General features: G+C 36.2%; 16 protein-coding genes. 15 read left to right on the top strand and 1 reads right to left on the bottom strand.

The features are described 5' to 3' along the window. The first annotated feature begins 4 nt into the window (after positions 1–4). From ACSHW7_RS12460 to ACSHW7_RS12425, 8 genes are read left to right on the top strand one after another with little or no spacing between them, the layout of a single operon-like run. Positions 5–1027 (top strand): PfkB family carbohydrate kinase, encoded by a 1023-nt coding sequence (locus ACSHW7_RS12460; RefSeq protein WP_435679690.1) that lies wholly within the window; start codon positions 5–7, stop codon positions 1025–1027. A gap of 9 nt (positions 1028–1036) precedes the next feature. Then, positions 1037–1546 carry a LacI family DNA-binding transcriptional regulator gene (locus ACSHW7_RS12455; protein WP_435679689.1) on the top strand — a complete coding sequence of 170 codons (510 nt, stop codon included), beginning with the start codon at positions 1037–1039 and terminating at the stop codon, positions 1544–1546. Between the two features lie 2 nt (positions 1547–1548). Then, positions 1549–2226, top strand: a complete 678-nt coding sequence (locus ACSHW7_RS12450) for a bifunctional 4-hydroxy-2-oxoglutarate aldolase/2-dehydro-3-deoxy-phosphogluconate aldolase (protein WP_435679688.1) — start codon at positions 1549–1551, stop codon at positions 2224–2226. Continuing rightward, positions 2216–3202 (top strand): TRAP transporter substrate-binding protein, encoded by a 987-nt coding sequence (locus ACSHW7_RS12445; protein WP_435679687.1) that lies wholly within the window; start codon positions 2216–2218, stop codon positions 3200–3202. Before ACSHW7_RS12450 ends, ACSHW7_RS12445 begins: the two co-directional genes overlap by 11 nt. Positions 3203–3209: 7 nt before the next feature. Continuing rightward, positions 3210–3665, top strand: a complete 456-nt coding sequence (locus ACSHW7_RS12440) for a TRAP transporter small permease (RefSeq protein WP_435679686.1) — start codon at positions 3210–3212, stop codon at positions 3663–3665. A gap of 2 nt (positions 3666–3667) precedes the next feature. Further along, positions 3668–4963 carry a TRAP transporter large permease gene (locus tag ACSHW7_RS12435; protein WP_435679685.1) on the top strand — a complete coding sequence of 432 codons (1296 nt, stop codon included), beginning with the start codon at positions 3668–3670 and terminating at the stop codon, positions 4961–4963. 20 nt (positions 4964–4983) lie between these two features. Then, complete coding sequence (locus ACSHW7_RS12430; RefSeq protein ID WP_435679684.1) at positions 4984–6435, top strand: tagaturonate reductase; 1452 nt, start codon at positions 4984–4986, stop codon at positions 6433–6435. A 17-nt stretch (positions 6436–6452) separates the two neighbouring features. Then, positions 6453–8066, top strand: a complete 1614-nt coding sequence (locus tag ACSHW7_RS12425) for a UxaA family hydrolase (protein WP_435679683.1) — start codon at positions 6453–6455, stop codon at positions 8064–8066. A 13-nt stretch (positions 8067–8079) separates the two neighbouring features. On the opposite strand, the gene ACSHW7_RS12420 is transcribed toward ACSHW7_RS12425, so the two are convergent. Then, a complete protein-coding gene (locus tag ACSHW7_RS12420) occupies positions 8080–9105 on the bottom strand; it encodes a LacI family DNA-binding transcriptional regulator (RefSeq protein ID WP_435679682.1) in 1026 nt (341 codons plus the stop codon). A gap of 435 nt (positions 9106–9540) precedes the next feature. Here ACSHW7_RS12420 and ACSHW7_RS12415 point away from each other — a divergent pair, with 435 nt between their 5' ends. From ACSHW7_RS12415 to ACSHW7_RS12385, 7 genes are all read left to right on the top strand, one after another. Continuing rightward, positions 9541–10887: a glycoside hydrolase family 28 protein gene (locus ACSHW7_RS12415; protein ID WP_435679681.1), complete on the top strand. Its 1347-nt coding sequence runs from the start codon at positions 9541–9543 to the stop codon at positions 10885–10887. Between the two features lie 15 nt (positions 10888–10902). Further along, complete coding sequence (locus ACSHW7_RS12410; RefSeq protein ID WP_435679680.1) at positions 10903–14031, top strand: SusC/RagA family TonB-linked outer membrane protein; 3129 nt, start codon at positions 10903–10905, stop codon at positions 14029–14031. Positions 14032–14041: 10 nt separating this feature from the next. Continuing rightward, entirely contained in the window at positions 14042–15664 is a 1623-nt protein-coding gene (locus ACSHW7_RS12405) for a RagB/SusD family nutrient uptake outer membrane protein (RefSeq protein ID WP_435679679.1), read from the top strand. 131 nt (positions 15665–15795) lie between these two features. Further along, the gene (locus tag ACSHW7_RS12400; protein WP_435679678.1) at positions 15796–16737 is read left to right on the top strand and encodes an alpha/beta hydrolase fold domain-containing protein; all 942 of its coding nucleotides are present in this window, start codon (positions 15796–15798) and stop codon (positions 16735–16737) included. Positions 16738–16743: 6 nt separating this feature from the next. After that, positions 16744–17742, top strand: a complete 999-nt coding sequence (locus ACSHW7_RS12395) for a DUF4861 family protein (protein ID WP_435679677.1) — start codon at positions 16744–16746, stop codon at positions 17740–17742. A 3-nt stretch (positions 17743–17745) separates the two neighbouring features. Then, complete coding sequence (locus ACSHW7_RS12390) at positions 17746–18978, top strand: glycoside hydrolase family 88/105 protein (protein ID WP_435679676.1); 1233 nt, start codon at positions 17746–17748, stop codon at positions 18976–18978. 10 nt (positions 18979–18988) lie between these two features. Continuing rightward, positions 18989–20209: a glycoside hydrolase family 88/105 protein gene (locus tag ACSHW7_RS12385; protein WP_435679675.1), complete on the top strand. Its 1221-nt coding sequence runs from the start codon at positions 18989–18991 to the stop codon at positions 20207–20209. Position 20210 lies beyond the last annotated feature (1 nt).

The following is a 20210-nucleotide window of genomic DNA, read 5'->3' as shown; positions in this document are numbered from 1 at the left end:
TATTATGAGCAAAGTAATTGGTTTTGGAGAAATTATGTTGCGTCTTTCAACCGAAAGACACTTACGCTTTACACAAGCAAAGGCCTTTGCTGCCAGCTATGGTGGTGGAGAATTTAATGTTTGTGTTTCTTTGGCTAATTTTGGGATAGACACATCTTTTGTAACGCGATTACCAAAAAACGAAATCGGTGCTTGTGTTTTAAAGGAGATGCGAAAATTAAATGTAAACTCTTCTCACGTTATATATGGAGGAGATAGGTTAGGCATCTATTTCTTAGAGACAGGAGCCGGGACAAGAGGTAGTAATGTTGTCTATGATAGAGCCAACAGCGCCATGGCAAACATTGAAGAAAATTCTCTCGATTGGGAAGAAATTTTAAAGGATGCAACTTGGTTCCACTGGAGTGGCATAACACCCGCCATTTCAAAAAATGCCGCAGACGAATGTCTAAAAGCCATAGAAACGGCACATAATATGGGTATTACCATTTCCTCAGATTTAAATTATCGATCAAAATTATGGCAATATGGAAAAGAGCCTAAGGAGATTATGCCAGAACTATTAAAATATAGTAATATTATTTTAGGAGATTTGGATACCGCTTTTTTTATGTTGGGAAAACCTAAACAAGACCCCAATTATCAAGATGAAAAATCACTCCCTGCACTTTACGACAAGCTATTTAATCAACTTCCTAATTTAAAAACCGTAGCGACAACCCTTCGTTATACCGTAAGTGCTTCACACCAAAGAATAGGCGGTATTTTATACGACGGAAAACGATTATACAATGCTGCCATCAAAGAAGTAACTCCGGTTGTGGATAGAGTGGGAAGTGGCGATGCTTTTATGGGAGGATTGATTTACGGGTTATTAACCTACGAGAAAGACACACAAAAAGCACTGGATTTTGCAGTAGCGGCGTGTTGCTTAAAACATACTATTTCTGGAGATTTCAACCTTGTTTCAATAGCTGAAGTTGAAAAAATGGCCAGCGGTGATGGAAGTGGAAAAGTTTCAAGATAAACAAATATTATGATGACGTTAAAAGAAATATCAAATTCAACTGGATACTCAATCTCTACAGTATCTAAAGCGCTCAACAATAAAGAAGATATTGGTGTAAGAGCTAGGGCGGTCATACAAGAGTTTGCTCTTTTAAATAAGTATGTGCCGAACAAAAATGCCATTGCATTACGTAAAAACAAAACATTTATCATCGCCGTAATTCTGCCCAGAGTAAACAATATTTTTTATAGTGAATCTTTGTGTAATATTCAAAAAGCTGCTTCAAAATTGGGGTATAGAATTATGCTCTTTCAGTCCTTTGAAAATCAACTTAAAGAGAAGGAATATCTTGATCAAATCAATGATGGAAGTATAGACGGCGCTATTGTGTTATCTACAAACCTTAATAATAAAAATGAGTTAGTTAACACAAAACTACCTGTAGAATATACCCACATAAGCGCTGAAGAAAATCCAAAAACCCTTCAAGCCTCTTGTGCTTTACATTTTGATAATTTAATAAAAAAAATAGCATAATTATGGCACAATATTCAAGACTTGAAGTTATTAAAACCATGGAGGAAACTGGCCTTGTGCCTTTGTTCTATCATCATGATATAACTGTTTGCAAAAATGTTGTAAAAGCCTGTTATGATGGTGGTGCAAGATTATTAGAGTTTGTAGCAAGAGGAGATTTTGCTCATGAAGTTTTCGCTGAACTTATTACATATAGTATTTCAGAATTACCCGGAATGATTTTAGGTGTTGGTTCGGTTACAGATGCTGCAGCGGCCTCGCTATATATGCAAATGGGTGCAAATTTTATTGTTACTCCTGTTTTCAGAAAAGATATCGCAAAGGTATGCAATCGTAGAAAAGTACTGTGGTCTGCGGGATGTGGATCTCTCTCAGAAATTGCAAAAGCTGAAGAACTTGGATGCGAAATTGTAAAATTATTTCCTGGTGAAGTATACGGACCAAAATTCGTTAAAGGAATTAAAGGTCCTCAGCCTTGGACAAGCATAATGCCTACTGGTGGAGTCTCCCCTACTCATGAAAATTTGAGTTCTTGGTTTATGGCGGGAGTCACTTGTGTAGGCATGGGGTCACAACTGATAACAAAGGAGTTTGTCAATGATAAAAAATTTAAATCACTCAAGGAAAAAGTTGAACATACTATGGGGATTATCAAAAACATAAAAACTAATGAAGTTTAAAAAAATAACGCTATTACTGCCTCTTTTCGTGATGATAATCGTATCGACCAGTTGCGAAACTATTAGCGGTACTCGTACCATAAAATTGGCACATAGCCTAGATGTCAATCATTCTGTACACAAAGCAATGTTAAGCATGCAGGAGGATCTTGCTGAAATTTCTGGCGGAAAAATGGAGCTAGAAATTTATCCAAGCCAACAATTGGGTACGGAGCGTGAGTGTATTGAACTACTCCAAATAGGGAGTTTGGACATGACCAAAGTATCAGTAGGTGTTATGGAAAATTTTGCACCAAGAATGAAAGTGTTTGGATTGCCATTTCTGTTTAGAGACAAGCAACATTCGTTTAATGTTCTCGACGGACCCATTGGTGAAGAACTCTTAGATGAGGGAACTAAATACTGGATTAAAGGCCTTGGTTACTACGACGCCGGGAGTAGAAGTTTTTACACAAAAAACAAGCCTATAAATACACCTTTAGACCTTGAAGGTTTAAAAATACGGGTCATGGAAAGTGTTACTGCCATGGACATGGTAAAAAGTTTAGGTGGTTCACCTACTCCTATTTCTTGGGGTGAACTATATACTTCCTTACAACAGGGTGTCGTAGATGGTGCAGAAAACAATCCACCCAGTTTTTATTTATCAAGACATTATGAGGTATGTAAATTTTATACACTTGACGAGCATACAATGCTTCCAGATGTATTGATTATAGGAACCCATATTTGGAACAAATTGAATGATCAAGAAAAAAAATGGTTACAACAAGCGGTTGATAATTCGGTAACCTATCAAAGAACACTTTGGGCAGAGGCCGAAAGAGAAGCTTTAGAAGAAGTTCAAAAAGCGGGTGTTACTATTACCAGGCCAGACAAATCTCTTTTTGAAGCCGATGTTAAAGGCGTATATGAACTGTACGAGACAGACCCAGCAATGAAGAAGTTGATTGAAAAAATTAAATTAATTCAATAGCATAAATATGAGAGATAAGGTTGATTCAATTTTAGGCAAAATTCTCATAATCATTATGAGCGTGATGGTTATAAATGTAATTTGGCAAGTCTTTACAAGGTTTGTTGTTGACACTCCAAGTTCATTTACAGATGAACTGGCAAGATACCTTATGATTTGGTTAGGAATTTTAGGGGCCGCTTATGTTTCGGGAAGAAATATGCACGTCGCTATAGATGTTTTACCACAACGATCTTCAACTCAAAGACAGAAAAAATTTAAACAAATTGTATATATTTTGATAATAGCATTCGCACTTTTTGCCATGGTAATAGGTGGCTTGAGATTGGTTTATATCACTTATGTTCTCGATCAAAAATCACCGGCGTTACAGATTCCATTAGCTTTTGTTTACTTCTCAATTCCATTAAGTGGTGCTCTCATCATTTATTATAAAATATATGACCTTTTAAACACCAAGTAATTATGGATTTTATCCCAATTTTAGTATTAGTTTTAAGTTTCCTTTGCTTGTTATCAATTGGAACACCAGTAGCTTGGAGTATTGCAATTTCATCTGTATTGACTATGCTTGTCACTATACCAGCATTGCCAGCATTTACGACAGTCTCGCAGCGATTGGGTACTGGACTCGATAGTTTTGCACTACTAGCAATACCGTTTTTCATCCTCTCTGGACAATTAATGAATAAAGGAGGGATTGCCCACCGGCTTATCGCATTTGCAAAAACTCTCGTTGGATCCTTACCGGGAGGATTAGCGTTAATAAACGTTATAGGCGCAATGCTTATGGGAGCTATCGCTGGAAGTGCAATGGCTTCTGCATCTGCAATGGGAAGTATTTTAGGCCCCGAAATGGAAAAAGAGGGATATTCAAGAGAGTTTGGTGCTGCTGTAAATATTACATCAGCTACTACTGGGTTGATAATACCTCCCAGTAATGTACTCATTGTATATTCATTAGCTAGTGGAGGCGTATCTATTGCAGCTTTGTTTTTAGCTGGATATATTCCCGGAATTTTAACGGGACTACTTTTAATGGTTGTTGCTTCTTTTTGGGCAAAAAAGAAAAAATATAAAATTGGGAAAAGGAGTTCTTTCAAAGAAGTCTTTAAAACATTTTTGGATGCTCTGCCAAGTCTCTTTTTATTGGTCATCGTAATAGGAGGTATCGTAACTGGAGTTTTTACTGCCACAGAGGCTTCAGCAATCGCTGTTTTATATACGCTTGTACTGGGCTTTATCTATAAGGAAATTAATTTTTCATCATTGCCAGAAATTTTATTGGATTCATCTTCAACAACAGCTGTGGTAATGTTACTTATTGCCGCATCGATGAGTATGTCATGGGTGATGAGTTATGAAAATATTCCTCAAGAAATAAGCTCATCACTCCTAGCAATTAGTGATAACCCTATTGTCATTCTATTAATTATAAACCTGATTCTTCTTTTTGTTGGAATTTTTATGGACATGACACCTGCCGTACTAATATTCACACCCATTTTTTTACCAGTCGTCACTGGTCTTGGTATGGACCCCGTTCATTTCGGAATTATTATGGTACTTAATCTTTGCATTGGTCTTTGTACACCGCCAGTAGGCTCGGTGCTCTTTGTGGGTGTGGGCGTTGCACAGACAACGATACAAAAGGTAATGAAACCGCTGCTACCCCTTTTTATGGCAATGATTGTCTCTTTGTTTTTAGTGACATATATCCCGCAACTTACGCTTTGGTTACCTAGTTTATTTGACCTATAATTAAAATTATTATCCTTATTATGGAAAAGAAAATATTACATCGAGATACAGCTCAATTAAAAACGACTCCTCCGATAAAAATAGTACAGTTCGGTGAGGGTAATTTTTTGAGAGCTTTTGTAGAATACGCTTTTCAGAAATTAAACGAAAAAGCAAACTTCAATGCAGGAATTGCTGTCGTGCAACCCATAGACAGAGGAATGGCAAAGATACTGAATGACCAAGATGGGCTTTACACCTTATTTTTAAAAGGAATTCAAAAAGGAAAGGAAATCCAAAAACATGAATTGATTACAAACATTGTAAAAGGAGTTGACCCCTACTCAAATTTTAATGATTATTTAGAGCTTGCCAAAGAAGATGAATTACAATTAATAATCTCAAATACTACCGAAGCAGGTATCGATTATGTAAAAAGTGACTCGATGGAAATGCAACCACCTAGTTCATTTCCAGCCAAGTTAACAGTTCTGTTATACAAAAGGTTTACTCATTTTAAGGGTGCTTCAGATAAAGCGTTGACTATTATTCCTTGTGAACTTATCAATAATAATTCAGAAAAATTAAAAGAAATCATACTGCAGTATGCTGCGGATTGGAAATTAAGTGGTGACTTTACCAACTGGATTAGTAACCACTGCTCATTTCATAGTACACTCGTGGACAGAATTGTACCGGGCTATCCCAAAGATGAAATTGAAGCCTACAATGCACAATTAGATTATAAAGATAATTTGATTGTCGCAGCAGAGCTATTCCTACTTTGGGTGATTGAAGGAGATGAAAAATTAAAGAAAAAATTACCTTTTCATAAAACAGACTTGGACGTAAAAATTGTAAAGGATATGCAGCCCTACCGTACGCGTAAAGTGCGTATTTTAAATGGTGCCCATACTTCAATGGTACCTCTCGCTTTACTCTACGGAAATGAAACAGTCAAAGAAACTATCGATAATCCATTTACTGGAAGTTTTGTTAACAAAGCAATTTTCAACGAAATCAACGACGTACTACCTATGGAAAAAAGTGAGTTGGACAGCTTTGCCGAAGAAGTTCTTGACCGCTTCAGAAATCCATTTATCAAACATAAATTGGCTGACATCGCTCTAAATTCTATCTCCAAATTTAAAGTGAGAGTTTTACCTAGTCTGCTTGAGTTTGAAGAAAAAAACAATAGTTTGCCCACAAACTTAACCTTCGCATTCGCATGTTTGATCCTATTTTACAAAGGGAGTTGGAATGGCAAAAGATTACCAATAAATGACAGTGAGGAAATCGTAAAAGCTTTTCATAAAATATGGGAACAAAATGACAACATTGCGGTCGCAAATGCTGTGTTGTCAAACAAAACTTTTTGGGATCAAGACCTTACAAAGGTCAAAGACCTTGAAAACGCCATAACACTTGCTCTCAATGAAATTGAAAAAAATGGAATTGAAAAAGCATTAGCAAACTTTTCTAAAACTTACTAAACAAAATAACAAACGCCATGCAGAAACAACTTATAAAAGTTCATCCTTCAGACAACGTAGCAGTTGCTTTAGTTAATTTAAAGGCAGCTGATGTTATTTTGTTTGAAAATCAAGAAATCACAGTGATTTCAGACGTAAAAGCAAAACACAAAATTGCTTTGACAAAGTTTGAAATAGGCGATAAAATATTTATGTACGGTGTTCTCGTTGGAAAAGCAAGTGCAATTATAAAAAAGGGGGGTGTTTTGACTACGGAAAATGTAAAACATCAAAGCGCCAAAGTGACTCAAAAAACCGATTCTATTCCTTGGGAGGCGCCTAATGTTGAAAAATGGAAAGATAAGACCTTTATGGGCTACCACAGAGAAGATGGCCAAGTGGGTACGGCAAATGTCTGGCTATTTTTCCCGTTGGTTTTTTGTGAAAACCGAAATATAGAATTATTGAAAGATATATTTGAAAAGGAACTTCTCACACAAAAATCAAATAATCACAGAGATTTACTACGTTCGTTGGTAAATAATAGAACCGCCAATACCGAAGTTATCGAAGAGAAAACAACCAATGTTTTTGAAAATATTGACGTGAAATTTATAACGCATCCCGGTGGTTGCGGTGGTATTAGACAAGACTCAGAAAGTCTTGCAAGACTTTTGGCAGGATATGTAAAAAATCCAAATGTTGCTGGAGCAACCGTTTTAAGTTTGGGATGTCAAAATCTTCAAATAGATATCTTTAACAACGCGCTCAAAGCCATTAGTCCAGATAATAAAAAGCCCGTATTAATGTTCGAGCAACAACAAATGGGAACAGTTGACGAAATGCTTTCAGCTATTATAAAAAATTCTTTTGAAGCAATCAAAGAAGCAAATACTATAGTGAGAGAACCCGCACCTCTATCTAAATTAAAGGTAGGTCTTGAATGCGGAGGATCTGATGGGTTTTCAGGAATTTCAGCAAATCCTACGTTAGGTTACACGTCAGATATGTTGGTTGCAATGGGTGGTACAGCAATTTTATCTGAATTTCCAGAACTATGTGGGGTAGAGCAGGAACTGGTAAATAGATGTGTAACAGAAAAAACTGCGACGAAATTTTTAAGTTTAATGAAAGCGTTTGAAAAATCTGTCGTCGATGCCGGCTCTGGCTTTGATATGAACCCTTCACCGGGAAATATTAAAGATGGTTTGATTACAGACGCTATGAAATCGGCTGGAGCAGCGAAAAAAGGAGGGACATCACCCGTGGTGGATGTATTGGACTATGGTGAATATGTTACAAAATCAGGATTAAATTTATTGTGTACCCCGGGAAATGATGTGGAAAGCACCACAGCTATGGTAGGTTCTGGGGCAAATATTGTCCTTTTTACTACAGGACTTGGAACACCCACGGGAAACCCAATTACACCTGTTATAAAAGTTTCGTCAAATTCAGAATTGGCACAAAAAATGAATGACATCATTGATGTCGATACAGGCCCAATCATAAGAGGTGAGAAAACAATTGAAGAAATGGCAGAAACAATGTTGACCTACATAATAGATGTCGCTAGCGGAACTACCAAATCTAAAGCAAGCATATTAAATCAAGACGATTTTATCCCTTGGAAACGAGGTGTTTCGTTATGATTTTATAATTGAGCTATTTTTTCTTTACAGCCTGTTTAACTGAAGATTGACGGATGATTAATTCGGCATCAAGGACCACTTTCTTTTCAATCTTCATTTCATTGTTCTGAACCTGCTCGATAAAAACCCGTGCTGCCATTTTGCCCATCTCTAGCGGAGATTGATCTACCGATGTTATTGTTAAATCCATAAATTTTGTAAATGGTTCGTTACTAAAACCTACCACGGCAAAATCATCTGGGAGGTTCAGACCCATTGATTTTAATTGTTGAATTGCACCCAAAGCACCAAAATCGCTGGCAGAAAAGAGTGCTGTAGGTGGTATATTGAGACTTATCACTTTTTTTAATGCGGTAGCACCATCTTCTACATTACTTCTAATTTGAATTACATAATCTTCAGAAAGCGAAATACCAGCATCCTTCAAAGCTTTTTCATAACCAAGAAAACGTTCATTATAAATTTCAATAGAACGATCACCAGAAAAATGTGCAATTTTTATATGTCCTTGGTCAATTAAATGTTTTGTTGCCTTATATCCCCCTTCAAAATCATTTATTACAACCGAGCTTACTCCATTCATCGTCTTTTTTCTATCAAAAAATATCAATGGAATATTCTTTTTTAATATTCTTTCAAAAGGCTCTGTCTCTTTACTCGAAGTAGATATCAAAATACCATCTACCTGTGCATTTAAAAGTGTATCTATTTTTTCTGATTCTCGACTAGGACTTTCTTGAGTCTGACATATAATCACCTGATAACCGGATGGGTGCAATTCTTCTTCAATACCTCGAATTACCGCTCCAAAGAAACTTATATCCACTCGGGGAACAATAACACCTACATTGTTACTTTTTCCACTCTTAAGAGCTAGAGCCAATTTGTTTTGCTCATAATTCATCTTAGTTGCCATTTCCAAGACGAGTTTCCTGGTAGTTTTACTAATCTTTGGATTATTATTTAGTGCCCTTGATACTGTTGCAGCAGTTATGTTAAGAGCATTCGCAATATCGTAGATTGTAGTTTTTTTCTTCATACTAAAAAATTACGCCCACATTGGTTTTAAAAAGAACCAAATGTAAAGCTTTAACTTTAATGTTATCGATTACTAAATTAAATAAAAATGAAAATAATCAATGTCAAAATCTCATTATTTCAACATTGAATTACGGAAATAGTAATATTTCAACGGGCATATCTACATTTTGACAAAATTTATAACAAATATTTAACGAATTATTTGCAAAGTAAAAAGGAAATAGTTACGTTTGGTAATCGATTACATTAAATAAAAAATATTTCTATATATATGTTGGTTTTTAATTGTCAGATAAAAAAATATAATGTAAAAATTCTACGAATTTATCAGTCTTGTATTTGCATTGTTGTTTTATTTTCGGCATCATGTGTAGAAAACAAAAACAGTAAAGTATCTAATGACACTATTTCTGAAATAACAAATCCTTGGAATATGATTTCTGAAATTTCAGAAACCATCATTGAGCCATCATTTAAAAGTGACACAATAAACATAAATGATTTTGGTGCAGATCCTACTGGAATTAAATCAAGCAGTGAATCAATTACAAAAGCTATTAATGCTGTAGCAAAAAATGGCGGAGGAACTGTTTTAATAAATGAAGGTAGATATCTCACTGGCCCAATACATTTAGAAGACAACGTAAATCTACACCTACAAAAAGGTGCTGAGGTCTTGTTCAGTACAAATCCAAATGATTATTACCCCTTAGTACCTACTTCTTACGAAGGTATTGAGTTGATGAACTACTCTCCATTGATTTATGCCTATAAAAAGAAAAATATTGCGATTACTGGAGAAGGAACTCTAAATGGTCAAGCAAGCAATGATAATTGGTGGAAATGGTCTGGAAGTAAAGAATATGGATGGTCAAAAGGCACTCCTATGCAACGTGATAGTTTGAATCTTCCAAGACTTATGGAAATGGGCGATAATGCAACGCCTCTAGAAGAAAGAGTCTTCGGAAAAAATCATTATTTAAGACCTAATTTTCTTGAATTATATGAATGTGAAAATGCTATGGTAAAAGGAATCAAAATTGTCAATGCTCCTTTTTGGATTATACATCCTTTTAAATCAAACAATATAATTATCGATGGTGTTACTGTAGAAAGCCACGGTCCAAACAATGACGGTTGTGACCCAGAATATTCAAAAAATGTTTTGATAAAAAACTGCATTTTCAATACCGGAGATGACTGTATCGCAATAAAAGCTGGGAGAGATGCAGAAGGAAGGCGAATAGGAATAAAAAGTGAGAATATTATAGTACAAAATTGTAAAATGATAGATGGTCACGGTGGAGTCGTAATTGGAAGTGAGATGTCCGCAGGTGTGAAAAATGTTTTTGTAGAAAATTGTGAAATGAACAGCCCTAATCTTGATAGAGCGATACGTATAAAAACAAACTCTCGTCGTGGAGGTACCGTTGACGGTGTGTATGTTAGAAATATAACCATTGGACAAGTAAAAGAAGCTGTTCTCAAAGTAAACATGCATTACGCCACGTACGCAAACCAAACAGGTAAATTTATCCCAGAAGTTAGAAACATTCGTCTCGAAAATATAACTGTTGAAAATGGAGGGAAATATGGAGTCTTGGCAAATGGCTTCGAAGAATCCCCCATAGAAAATATTATATTAAAAAATGTGAAGATTAAGAAGGTTGAAACACCTCTCAATCTTGAAAATGTTTCAAACATAACTCTTGAGGAAACCTATATCAATGGATTACTTATGAGTTCACCATTACCTAAAGTTAAACAAGAATCACACTAATTTAAACATCAAACTATGACTAACAAATTATCTCACACTAAATACGTAAAGTATTTAATGATTTTGAGTACAATACTTTTGTTTATTGTATCAAACACGCTTTATGCGCAAGAAGGCACAACCGTAAGCGGTCAAATTATTGACGCCAGTACGAATGAGCCACTATTTGCCGTCAATGTAATTGAACAGGGAACCTTAAATGGTGTCTCTACAGATTTCGATGGGAAATTTTCTTTGACTTTGAAAACTGCATCAGCTGTATTAGAGTTTTCATCAATTGGTTACGTTTCACAAAACACGCCTGTTGACGGTAAAACATCTCTGACAGTGATATTACAACCTGAGGCCGAATCTCTGGAACAAATCGTTTTAGTTGGATATGGTAAAGTGAAGAAAAAAGATTTAACAGGTGCCGTAAGCACGCTGAGCTCTTCTGATATTACTGAAAGAAACACAACGAGTGCTCTAGAAGCCATTCAAGGAAATGTGGCTGGGGTTCAAATTTCTTCTAATTCAGGTAGAATAGGTGACGGTTTCGATATAAAAATAAGAGGATCCAATTCATTACTTGGAGATACAACTCCCCTATATGTTGTAGATGGAACTCCAACTGATGATATTTCTTTTTTAAATCCTCAAGATATTGAAAGAATAGACATACTAAAAGATGCTTCATCTGCTGCAATTTATGGTTCTAGGGGAGCTAGCGGTGTTGTAATCGTTACTACAAAAAGTGGTTCGAGCGCTAAAAATGGTTTTAATGTAACGTATGATACATCCTATGGTTCTAAACAAGTAGCTAGATTGCCTCAACTTATGAGCGGTGAAAAGTGGTGGTATTACCATCAATCTGCTTATTTTGCTACAACAAACGGTGGTGATGCTGCCAATACAAGCGCAGAAGATTTGGCAGGATCGGTTGTAGGGAGTAGCAATAGCCTATTATTACGACGAGTTCAAGAAAATAATACATTTGATTGGTACGACGCAGTGCTGAAAAGTGGAAGCCAACAAAACAATTATCTTAATATTTCAGGAAGGTTCGATAATGGAATTGGATACAATCTAGGTGTAGGATATCAAACCGAAACAGGAAATATTCCAAACGAATCCATAGACAAATACACTCTTAAAGGGGGTCTTAACCACAAAATTAATGATAAGTGGTCCACTGGATTTAATATGACAATCGCGAGAACAGATGAGCAACTTGGAAGTGATGTAGCCATGAGAGAGGCCTTTAGACTTAATCCTTTCCTTTCTCCTTGGGAGATTGACGAAAACGGAAATGAAATTGTTGGTAGCCTTTTTGCACAGCCTGGTAAACTAACACAACCTGGAGTAGATGGTAATGTAATTGATAAAACGAGTACCTACAATCCACTATTAGAGATTGCAAATTCTTCAGATGAAAGAAATCAATGGACAACTCTTGCTAATGTATTCTTAGAATATGAACCATTAGAGTGGCTAACATTTAAAACCGCCTTTTCTGGAAATTATAATAACATTAAAAGAGGTACTGCTTTTGGAGCAATGACAAATACAGGTATTAGCAATGGAAATCTACCTTCTTCATTTCTTTCAATCTCAGACAACTTTAATTACACCTGGGACAATACATTTAATATTTCAAAAACATTTAATGAAAAACATGCATTTAACTTCTTAGGGCTTCAAAGTTTATTTTCTGACACTACCGAAAGTTCATTCCTATCTTCAAGATTTCAACCATTTGACACTGGAATTTACAATATTGGCTCAGGTGATGCGAGTACTTTTAACCTAGGATCTAACTACGTGAAGCGGACGTTGAATTCTTATGCATTGAGACTCAATTACGCTTTCGATGATAAATATTTACTCACTTTATCAAATCGTTGGGATGGTTCTTCAGTCCTTTCTGAAGGAAATAAATGGGAGTCTTTCCCTTCTGCAGCAGTAGCTTGGAAAGTAAGTGGAGAAGATTTTTTAGCTGAGAGCAAAACTATTTCAAACTTAAAAGCAAGAGTAAGTTATGGATTTACCGGAAACGATAACGTAAGCGCATATTCAACCATCAATGCTCTTAACCAGCAAGTGTATTATGACTTTAATGGAACACCAGCAAACGGTTGGTTAGCCGAAACACTAGCAAATCCAGAACTAACTTGGGAAAAAACAAGAGAATTGAACGTAGGTTTAGATTTTGGACTTCTTAACAATAGAGTTTCTGCGAGTGTTGATGTGTATGATAGATTATCAAAAGATTTGATTTTTGCACAAGCCCTACCGCTAGAATCTGGATGGGAAACCACATTTGCTAACGTAGGTTCTGTAAGCAATAAAGGTTTTGAAGTATTACTGAACACAAAAAATATCAAAACAAAAAATGTGTCATGGGAGACAACATTTACTTTCACTAAGAACACAAACAGACTTGAATCACTTTATGGTCAAGACGAATTGGATGATATAGGAAATAACTTATTCATTGGTGAATCGCTTAACTCTCATTATAACTATGTGTTTGATGGTGTTTGGCAAGCAGATGAAGCAGATGAAGCTGCTCTATATGGACAAACCCCAGGACAAGCAAGAGTAAGAGACCTTAACGGAGACGGTCAAATAACTCCGGACGACGATAGAACTATTTTAGGAAATTCAGACCCAGATTGGTCTGGAAGTATTTTATCAAACTTAAGGGTAGGTAATTTTGATTTAGCGATATCTGCATTCACAAATCAAGGGGTATATGTATTTAGTGAATACCACCAGAACTTTACAGATGTAAGAGATAGAGGGCGTCAAAAATTAGACATCCCTAATTGGTATATCCCTGAAAACGGTGCAGGAATTCCATCACAAACATCAAATATGTACCCACAACCTCGTAACGAAGGTACTTTCTGGAGAAATGATGGTGTTGGTTACTACAGAGATGCTTCATTTATAAAAGTAAAGAATATCGCAGTTGGATATTCTTTTGGTGAAAATCTAGTAGAGAAATTAAGTTTATCAAATTGCAGAATTTACTTTAACGTACTTAATCCATTTGTATTTACAGATTATGAAGGCTATGACCCAGAATGGGCATCTGCTGGCTACAATATTGCTCGTGTGAGCTCTATTACGTATCAACTTGGTCTAAGTTTAAAATTTTAATAAAAACAATATGAAAAATATATTATTAATAGCAATAGCTGTACTAAGCCTTAGTGCATGTTCAGATTATATTGAAGAGGAAAACTTGTCAAATGAGAATGCCAATTACTATGGTACAGAAGCAGGTTTCAATTTATTAGTTAACGCCAATTATGGGCAACTAAGAAATATTTACGGAAGAGACGCTTATATGTTTTGTGCCGGTACAGACCTATATGCCGTTGGGCAAGGTAGAGGTACCGAACCAGAGGGGCTATCACAGTACACTCAATTAAATTCATCTTCTCAAGGTATTGATGAACTTTACCAAGCATGTTATCAAGCCATACGCACCGCAAATACCGGATTGTATTATGGAGACATCGTTGAAAATAATGAAGGAATTGACGTAAGCACACTTACAGGTGAAATTAAATACCTAAGAGCAAATGCCTATTTTTTATTGGTTCAATCCTTTGGGGGTGTTGGATTAGTTACTGAATATTCTGAAATTCCAGTGCTTTCTTTTGATAGAAATTCTGCTGAAGAAGTTTACAATCAAATTATTCTGGACCTCACAGATGCATTGAATACTGTTGCAGATGGTGCCTACATGGGACGTGTAAATAAAAGAGCAGTTCAGCATTTATTAGCAAAAGTATATCTTACTCGTGCGTATGAAAGTTTTGGTGACTCGGGCGATTTTGCAACAGCAGCAAGCTATGCAGAAGATGCTATTGCAGGACAAGCGTTGAGTCCATCTTTTACAGATTTATGGTTTCCGCAGGAAGACAACACAAATGATTTTGACCCAGAAATACTTTTCTCTGTTCAATTTGACCCATCATCGGTAAGTGTAGACCCTACAGGGTTAGGACATAAACAAGCAAACTGGTTCAGTTCTTATCTTGGCGGATCTGAAGTTGCCGGAGACGCACCTTGGAGAAGCTATACGCTATTAGCTACAGATTTTGCACTTAGTCTTTTTATTGAAGAAGACGAACGTTATGACGCTACATTTATGACAGAAGCATTATGGAGATACTATGGTCATTTTGATGGCAACAACCCTACAGGCAGAGTACGTCACTACTATGTGCCGCAATGGGTAACACAACCTGAAATCGATGCTTATATAGCGCAGAATCCTGAAACTGAAATCCACCTTTATGGAACTTACGGAGCAGGCGTTGTGAGTAGTGATTACCAAACAATCCCAGCAAAAAAGTTTGACGACCCATTAGCCCCTTTTGAAAATGACGCGAGAGTAAGTACCAGAGATATTGTATTGTCTCGTTTAGGTGACACCTATTTAATTGCTGCTGAAGCATATTTAGCAACCAATCCGGGAATGGGCTTAAATAGATTGAATGCGGTAAGAGAAAGAGCAGGCTTGACTACACCTTTATCTACGTATGACATTGATGATCTACTTGACGAAAGAGCTAGAGAATTGTTTGGTGAATATCACAGATGGTTTGATTTGAAAAGAACAGGTAAATTAGTAGAAAGGGCATCTCTTTACAATTACTTAATTGATCAAGGAAATTTTGCTGGAGCAAATGGACAACTTAAAATACTTAGACCAATTCCTCAGTCTGCCTTGGATTTAAACCAAGGAAATAATTATCCTCAAAACCCAGCCTATCAATAGGCAATTATTAACTAATGAGAAATTTTTTCAGTAGTCACTTTATTTGAATATAGCCAAAATTGAATTCATTTCTTTAATAAAGCCTGATAGTAAAATATCAGGCTTCATTACTAATAAAAAACAAATCATTCATGAAGCTCCTTTCATATAGAATCGTACTTTTTTTTCTATTTGTTCCCGCAATAAGTTGGGGGTTTCAATCAATACAAAAAGATACTTCGTACAGTATTCAAAGCGCATATCAAAAAGCTGCTAAAAGTTTTGACGAAATCGATATTGTAACTCTTGATTCGTTTAACAATGTGCTTATAAAAAAAGACATAGCTTATTTTAAAACGAGCCAAAGAACCCTCCAGTTAGATGCATTTATCAATACACAAAGTCAAAATCCAGCCGTACTTTTAATTCACGGTGGTGGTTGGAAATCTGGTGATAAATCTCACCTTGCTTCACTAGCTCAAAAAATAGCATCTAAAGGATATAGTTGTTTTACAGTAGAGTATCAATTATCTCCAGAAGCCCAGTATCCGCAGGGGATTTATGACTGTAAAGAATCTATAAAATTCATAAAACTGAATGCAAAGCGGTTTCATGTAGATGCAAACAAAATTGCCGTTTTAGGTTGTTCTTCGGGAGCCCAAATGGCCGCGCTCATTGGTACGACAAATAATAATTCGAAATTCGAATTACCAAATGAAAGTTTCGTTTCCGCAGAAGTCCAAGCTATTATTGCCATCGATGGCATACTCGCTTTTAAACACCCAGAATCTCAAGAGGGAAAGGTGGCCGCACAATGGCTTGGAGGCTCTTACGAAGAGATTCCAGAAATTTGGGAAAAGGCCTCTGCCCTATCGCATACAGATAAAAATACGCCTCCCATCCTTTTTATAAATAGCCAATATCCTAGATTTCACGCGGGAAGAGATGATATGATTGCAATTTTAAATGAAAATAATGTTTACAATCAAACCAAGACGATTATAAATTCACCGCATACATTTTGGCTATTTCATCCATGGTTTGAAACTATAGTTTCTTACTGCATTACATTTTTAGACACTATATTTAAATAAAAAATTATGAAAAAGATAAAATACATTTCAATAGCATTATCCATTTTAGCGCTTCATGCTTGTAAAAACAAGGAAGAAGTCAAGGAACAAAATGAGCAACCCGTTCTAGAAAAAAAAGACGTTCAAAAAACGTATGCTGAAATTTCGGTAGCCGAAGGTGGCGAGTGGAAAGATCGTGTGTATGAAGGGGGCACTTCATTTAAAAATGTTGAGTCGTTAACAGTACCGCAAAGTCATACAGACCATTCATGGTATCTTCGTTACGAAGGTCCGGGTTGGGAAAGTGATAAAGTGGGGTATCGATTATACCTTGATTGGCGAAATGCCATCGATATCTTTGGCAAGACCACACATAGCATGGTTTTAAAAAACGTGGGGCAAGATGGATTTGACTCCTATCACGAAAAACAATCTTGGGGCAGTGATATTCTCAAGGTAGGAAAAGGCCTCGGTTTAGGTTCCATTGGTAGACTGGTAAATGATGAAGTTAAGCATTTTAGAGAAGTAGATTCTACAAAAGCAGCTGTTAACAATGCTACTGAAATGTCCAGCGTTGACGTTAATTATTATGGATGGAAAACCGGTGAAGAAAAAATAGACCTATCCTCTACTCTAAGTATTTTTCCCGGCGAACGTTATACAAAACATACCATTCAACCTTCAAAAAGTGTTGCTGGAATAGTAACTGGTATTGTTAATCATGGCGTTACTTTTTTAGAAGGTTTGAGCGAGAATAAACAATGGGCATATATAGCCACTTACGGAGAACAAACTCTAGTCCCCGATGATTTGGGAATGGCAATTTTTTACAACGTTGCAACCGTAACTCAAATGAAAAAAGGTGTTGATGATTATTTATTAGAATTTGAACCTACCACCCAACCCATCACTTTCTATTTTTTGGGAGCATGGGAACAGGAAAAGGATGGTATAAAAACAGAAAAGGAGTTTACGGGTTATTTGAATGAAAAACTCAAGATTTTGAATAAAAACCAAACACTTTAAAAAATGAAAAACGATTTTAACTTATTTCAAAAAATTATTTTTTTGGTTTTCATCACAACTTTCTCTGTAAGTTGTAAAGACACAGTGAAGCAAACTTCGGAAATTTCTTCTGAGTCTGAAAGCGTTATTTCAGAAGAACTTCCGTGGTCCGAACGTATGGCATTATCCGTTATTAAAAGGTATCCAAAAGCTTGGAATATTGACGATAAAACCGAAACAAAGTGGGATTACAAAATAGGCATGTTCTGTTTGGCACTTCAAAGACTTTCAGAAAAAACCAGTAAAGATATTTATTTTGACTACGGAAAAGCCTATGCAGATACGTTGATAAATGAGAAGGGAATTATCAAAAATTACAACCTTGAGGATTATAATATTGATAACATCAATGCAGGGAAAATTCTTTTTAATGTTTATAAAGAAACCGAAAACCCTAAATATTTAATCGCCTTAAAAACCTTGAGAAGCCAATTAGCAAGTCATTTAAGAACTCCCTCGGGAGGTTTCTGGCATAAACGAATATATCCCAACCAAATGTGGTTAGATGGTCTTTATATGGGGCAACCTTTCTACGCTAGATACAATACCGAAATGGAAAACAGCGATAAATTGAATGATGTTGTTCACCATTTTGAATTACTTCATGATAATGCGTACGACAGCAAAACAGGTTTATATTTCCATGCTTGGGACGAAAGCAAACAAATGGATTGGGCAAACAAGGAAACTGGAACAGCACCAAATTTTTGGCTTCGTGCGCTGGGTTGGTATGGTATGGCACTCGTTGACACACTGGAATACTTCCCAGAAAATCACCCTAAGAGACAACAATTAATAACCTATTTAAACGAATTAGCCAAAGCAATAATAAAATACCAAGATGAAACTGGACTATGGTATCAAGTTCCAAACATGCCCGAAAAAGAACCCAATTACCTAGAAGCTTCTGGCTCTGCAATGTTGACATACACCTTGGCAAAAGGTGTAAACGAAGGATATCTGCCCAACACCTATAAAGAAAATGCAACAAAAGCGTTCGACGGAATTGTAAAAAATTTAATTACCGTTGACGATGATGGAGAAATTCATATCGCCCAGGTGTGCAAGAGCGCAGGTTTAGGTGGAGACCCTTACAGAGATGGTTCTTTTGAATATTATATGAACGAACCTATTTTAACAGATAACTCTCACGCACTTGGACCCTTTGTACTAGCTGCAATGGAATTAAACAAATAAAATATCAGCAATGAAAATCTTTAAAAATTTATCTTTATTAATTGTCGCTTTAGGCTTTTTTACAAGTTGTAACGATTCAAAAAAAGAACAAAAAACCGAAGAGGCAACCGCCGTAAAAACAATACCAACTTCCTTAAAATGGTCAGAACGTATGGCTTTGACGCTAATGGAAGCTCATCCAGAGGCATATCAAATCGATGATAAGGAAGAGCCTTATTGGGATTATGTTCATGGTTTGGTTTTAACAGCCTTTGAAAAACTAGGGAAAGAAACTGGCGACAAAAAGTACTACGAATATGTAAAAGGCTATGCAGATGCTACGATTGACAGCCTAGGGAATATACCTAGTTATAAATTTTCAGATTACAATATTGATATGATTGAAGCCGGAAATATTTTATTTCATTTGTATGATACTACAAAAGATGAAAAGTATTTAAAGGCAATGCAAACGCTGAGAAAACAATTGAGCGAACATCCACGCACCTCCGAAGGCGGTTTTTGGCACAAAAAAAGATACCCTAGTCAAATGTGGTTAGACGGGCTTTTTATGGGAGAACCCTTTTATGCAAATTATACAGTTCGTTTTGAAAACGGCGAACAATTAAATGACGTAGCAAAACAATTTGAACTCATTCAAAAATATGCCTACGACGAAAAAACAGGATTATTATACCACGGTTGGGATGAAAGTAAGGCAATGGAATGGGCTGACAAAGAAACGGGGACTTCACCGAATTTTTGGTCACGCTCTTTAGGTTGGTACGCAATGGCTCTTGTTGACACGCTAGATTATTTTCCTGAAGATCATCCAAAACGAAAAGAATTAATCAATTACTTAAATCAGTTAGCAGAAAGTTTAACTAAATATCAGCATGAATCTGGCCTTTGGTATCAAGTAACAGATCAAGGCGACCGAGAAGGTAATTATCTCGAAGCATCTGGAACTGCTATGTTTGCTTATGCATTGGCAAAAGGAGTAAATAAAGGTTATTTGCCTTCAACATATAAAAATGTTGCCGAAAAGGCGTTTAACGGCTTAACCACAGACCTCGTACAAATTGGAGATAACGGCGAGGTAATTATTACACAAGCATGCGCAGTTGCAGGCCTTGGCGGAAATCCTTACAGAGATGGCTCTTTTGATTATTACGTTAACGAACGCAAAAAAAATAATGATCCAAAAGCAACTGGCCCTTTTATCATGGCTGCTTTGGAATTAAACAAATAGT

This window comes from Patiriisocius sp., assembly GCF_051252435.1.
Taxonomy (GTDB): domain Bacteria; phylum Bacteroidota; class Bacteroidia; order Flavobacteriales; family Flavobacteriaceae; genus Patiriisocius.
The sequence above is the reverse complement of the archived record's forward strand: the minus strand, read 5'-3'. Positions and strand labels throughout refer to the sequence as shown.

Bases quoted from the DNA above. Each gene is read 5' to 3' on its own strand.
- ACSHW7_RS12420 (WP_435679682.1), bottom strand. From the start codon at position 9,105: ATGAAGAAAAAAACTACAATCTACGATATTGCGAATGCTCTTAACATA.
- ACSHW7_RS12385 (WP_435679675.1), top strand. From the start codon at position 18,989: ATGAAAATCTTTAAAAATTTATCTTTATTAATTGTCGCTTTAGGCTTT.
- ACSHW7_RS12400 (WP_435679678.1), top strand. From the start codon at position 15,796: ATGAAGCTCCTTTCATATAGAATCGTACTTTTTTTTCTATTTGTTCCC.
- ACSHW7_RS12425 (WP_435679683.1), top strand. From the start codon at position 6,453: ATGCAGAAACAACTTATAAAAGTTCATCCTTCAGACAACGTAGCAGTT.
- ACSHW7_RS12460 (WP_435679690.1), top strand. From the start codon at position 5: ATGAGCAAAGTAATTGGTTTTGGAGAAATTATGTTGCGTCTTTCAACC.
- ACSHW7_RS12405 (WP_435679679.1), top strand. From the start codon at position 14,042: ATGAAAAATATATTATTAATAGCAATAGCTGTACTAAGCCTTAGTGCA.
- ACSHW7_RS12430 (WP_435679684.1), top strand. From the start codon at position 4,984: ATGGAAAAGAAAATATTACATCGAGATACAGCTCAATTAAAAACGACT.
- ACSHW7_RS12450 (WP_435679688.1), top strand. From the start codon at position 1,549: ATGGCACAATATTCAAGACTTGAAGTTATTAAAACCATGGAGGAAACT.
- ACSHW7_RS12395 (WP_435679677.1), top strand. From the start codon at position 16,744: ATGAAAAAGATAAAATACATTTCAATAGCATTATCCATTTTAGCGCTT.
- ACSHW7_RS12435 (WP_435679685.1), top strand. From the start codon at position 3,668: ATGGATTTTATCCCAATTTTAGTATTAGTTTTAAGTTTCCTTTGCTTG.
- ACSHW7_RS12440 (WP_435679686.1), top strand. From the start codon at position 3,210: ATGAGAGATAAGGTTGATTCAATTTTAGGCAAAATTCTCATAATCATT.
- ACSHW7_RS12415 (WP_435679681.1), top strand. From the start codon at position 9,541: ATGATTTCTGAAATTTCAGAAACCATCATTGAGCCATCATTTAAAAGT.
- ACSHW7_RS12445 (WP_435679687.1), top strand. From the start codon at position 2,216: ATGAAGTTTAAAAAAATAACGCTATTACTGCCTCTTTTCGTGATGATA.
- ACSHW7_RS12390 (WP_435679676.1), top strand. From the start codon at position 17,746: ATGAAAAACGATTTTAACTTATTTCAAAAAATTATTTTTTTGGTTTTC.
- ACSHW7_RS12455 (WP_435679689.1), top strand. From the start codon at position 1,037: ATGATGACGTTAAAAGAAATATCAAATTCAACTGGATACTCAATCTCT.
- ACSHW7_RS12410 (WP_435679680.1), top strand. From the start codon at position 10,903: ATGACTAACAAATTATCTCACACTAAATACGTAAAGTATTTAATGATT.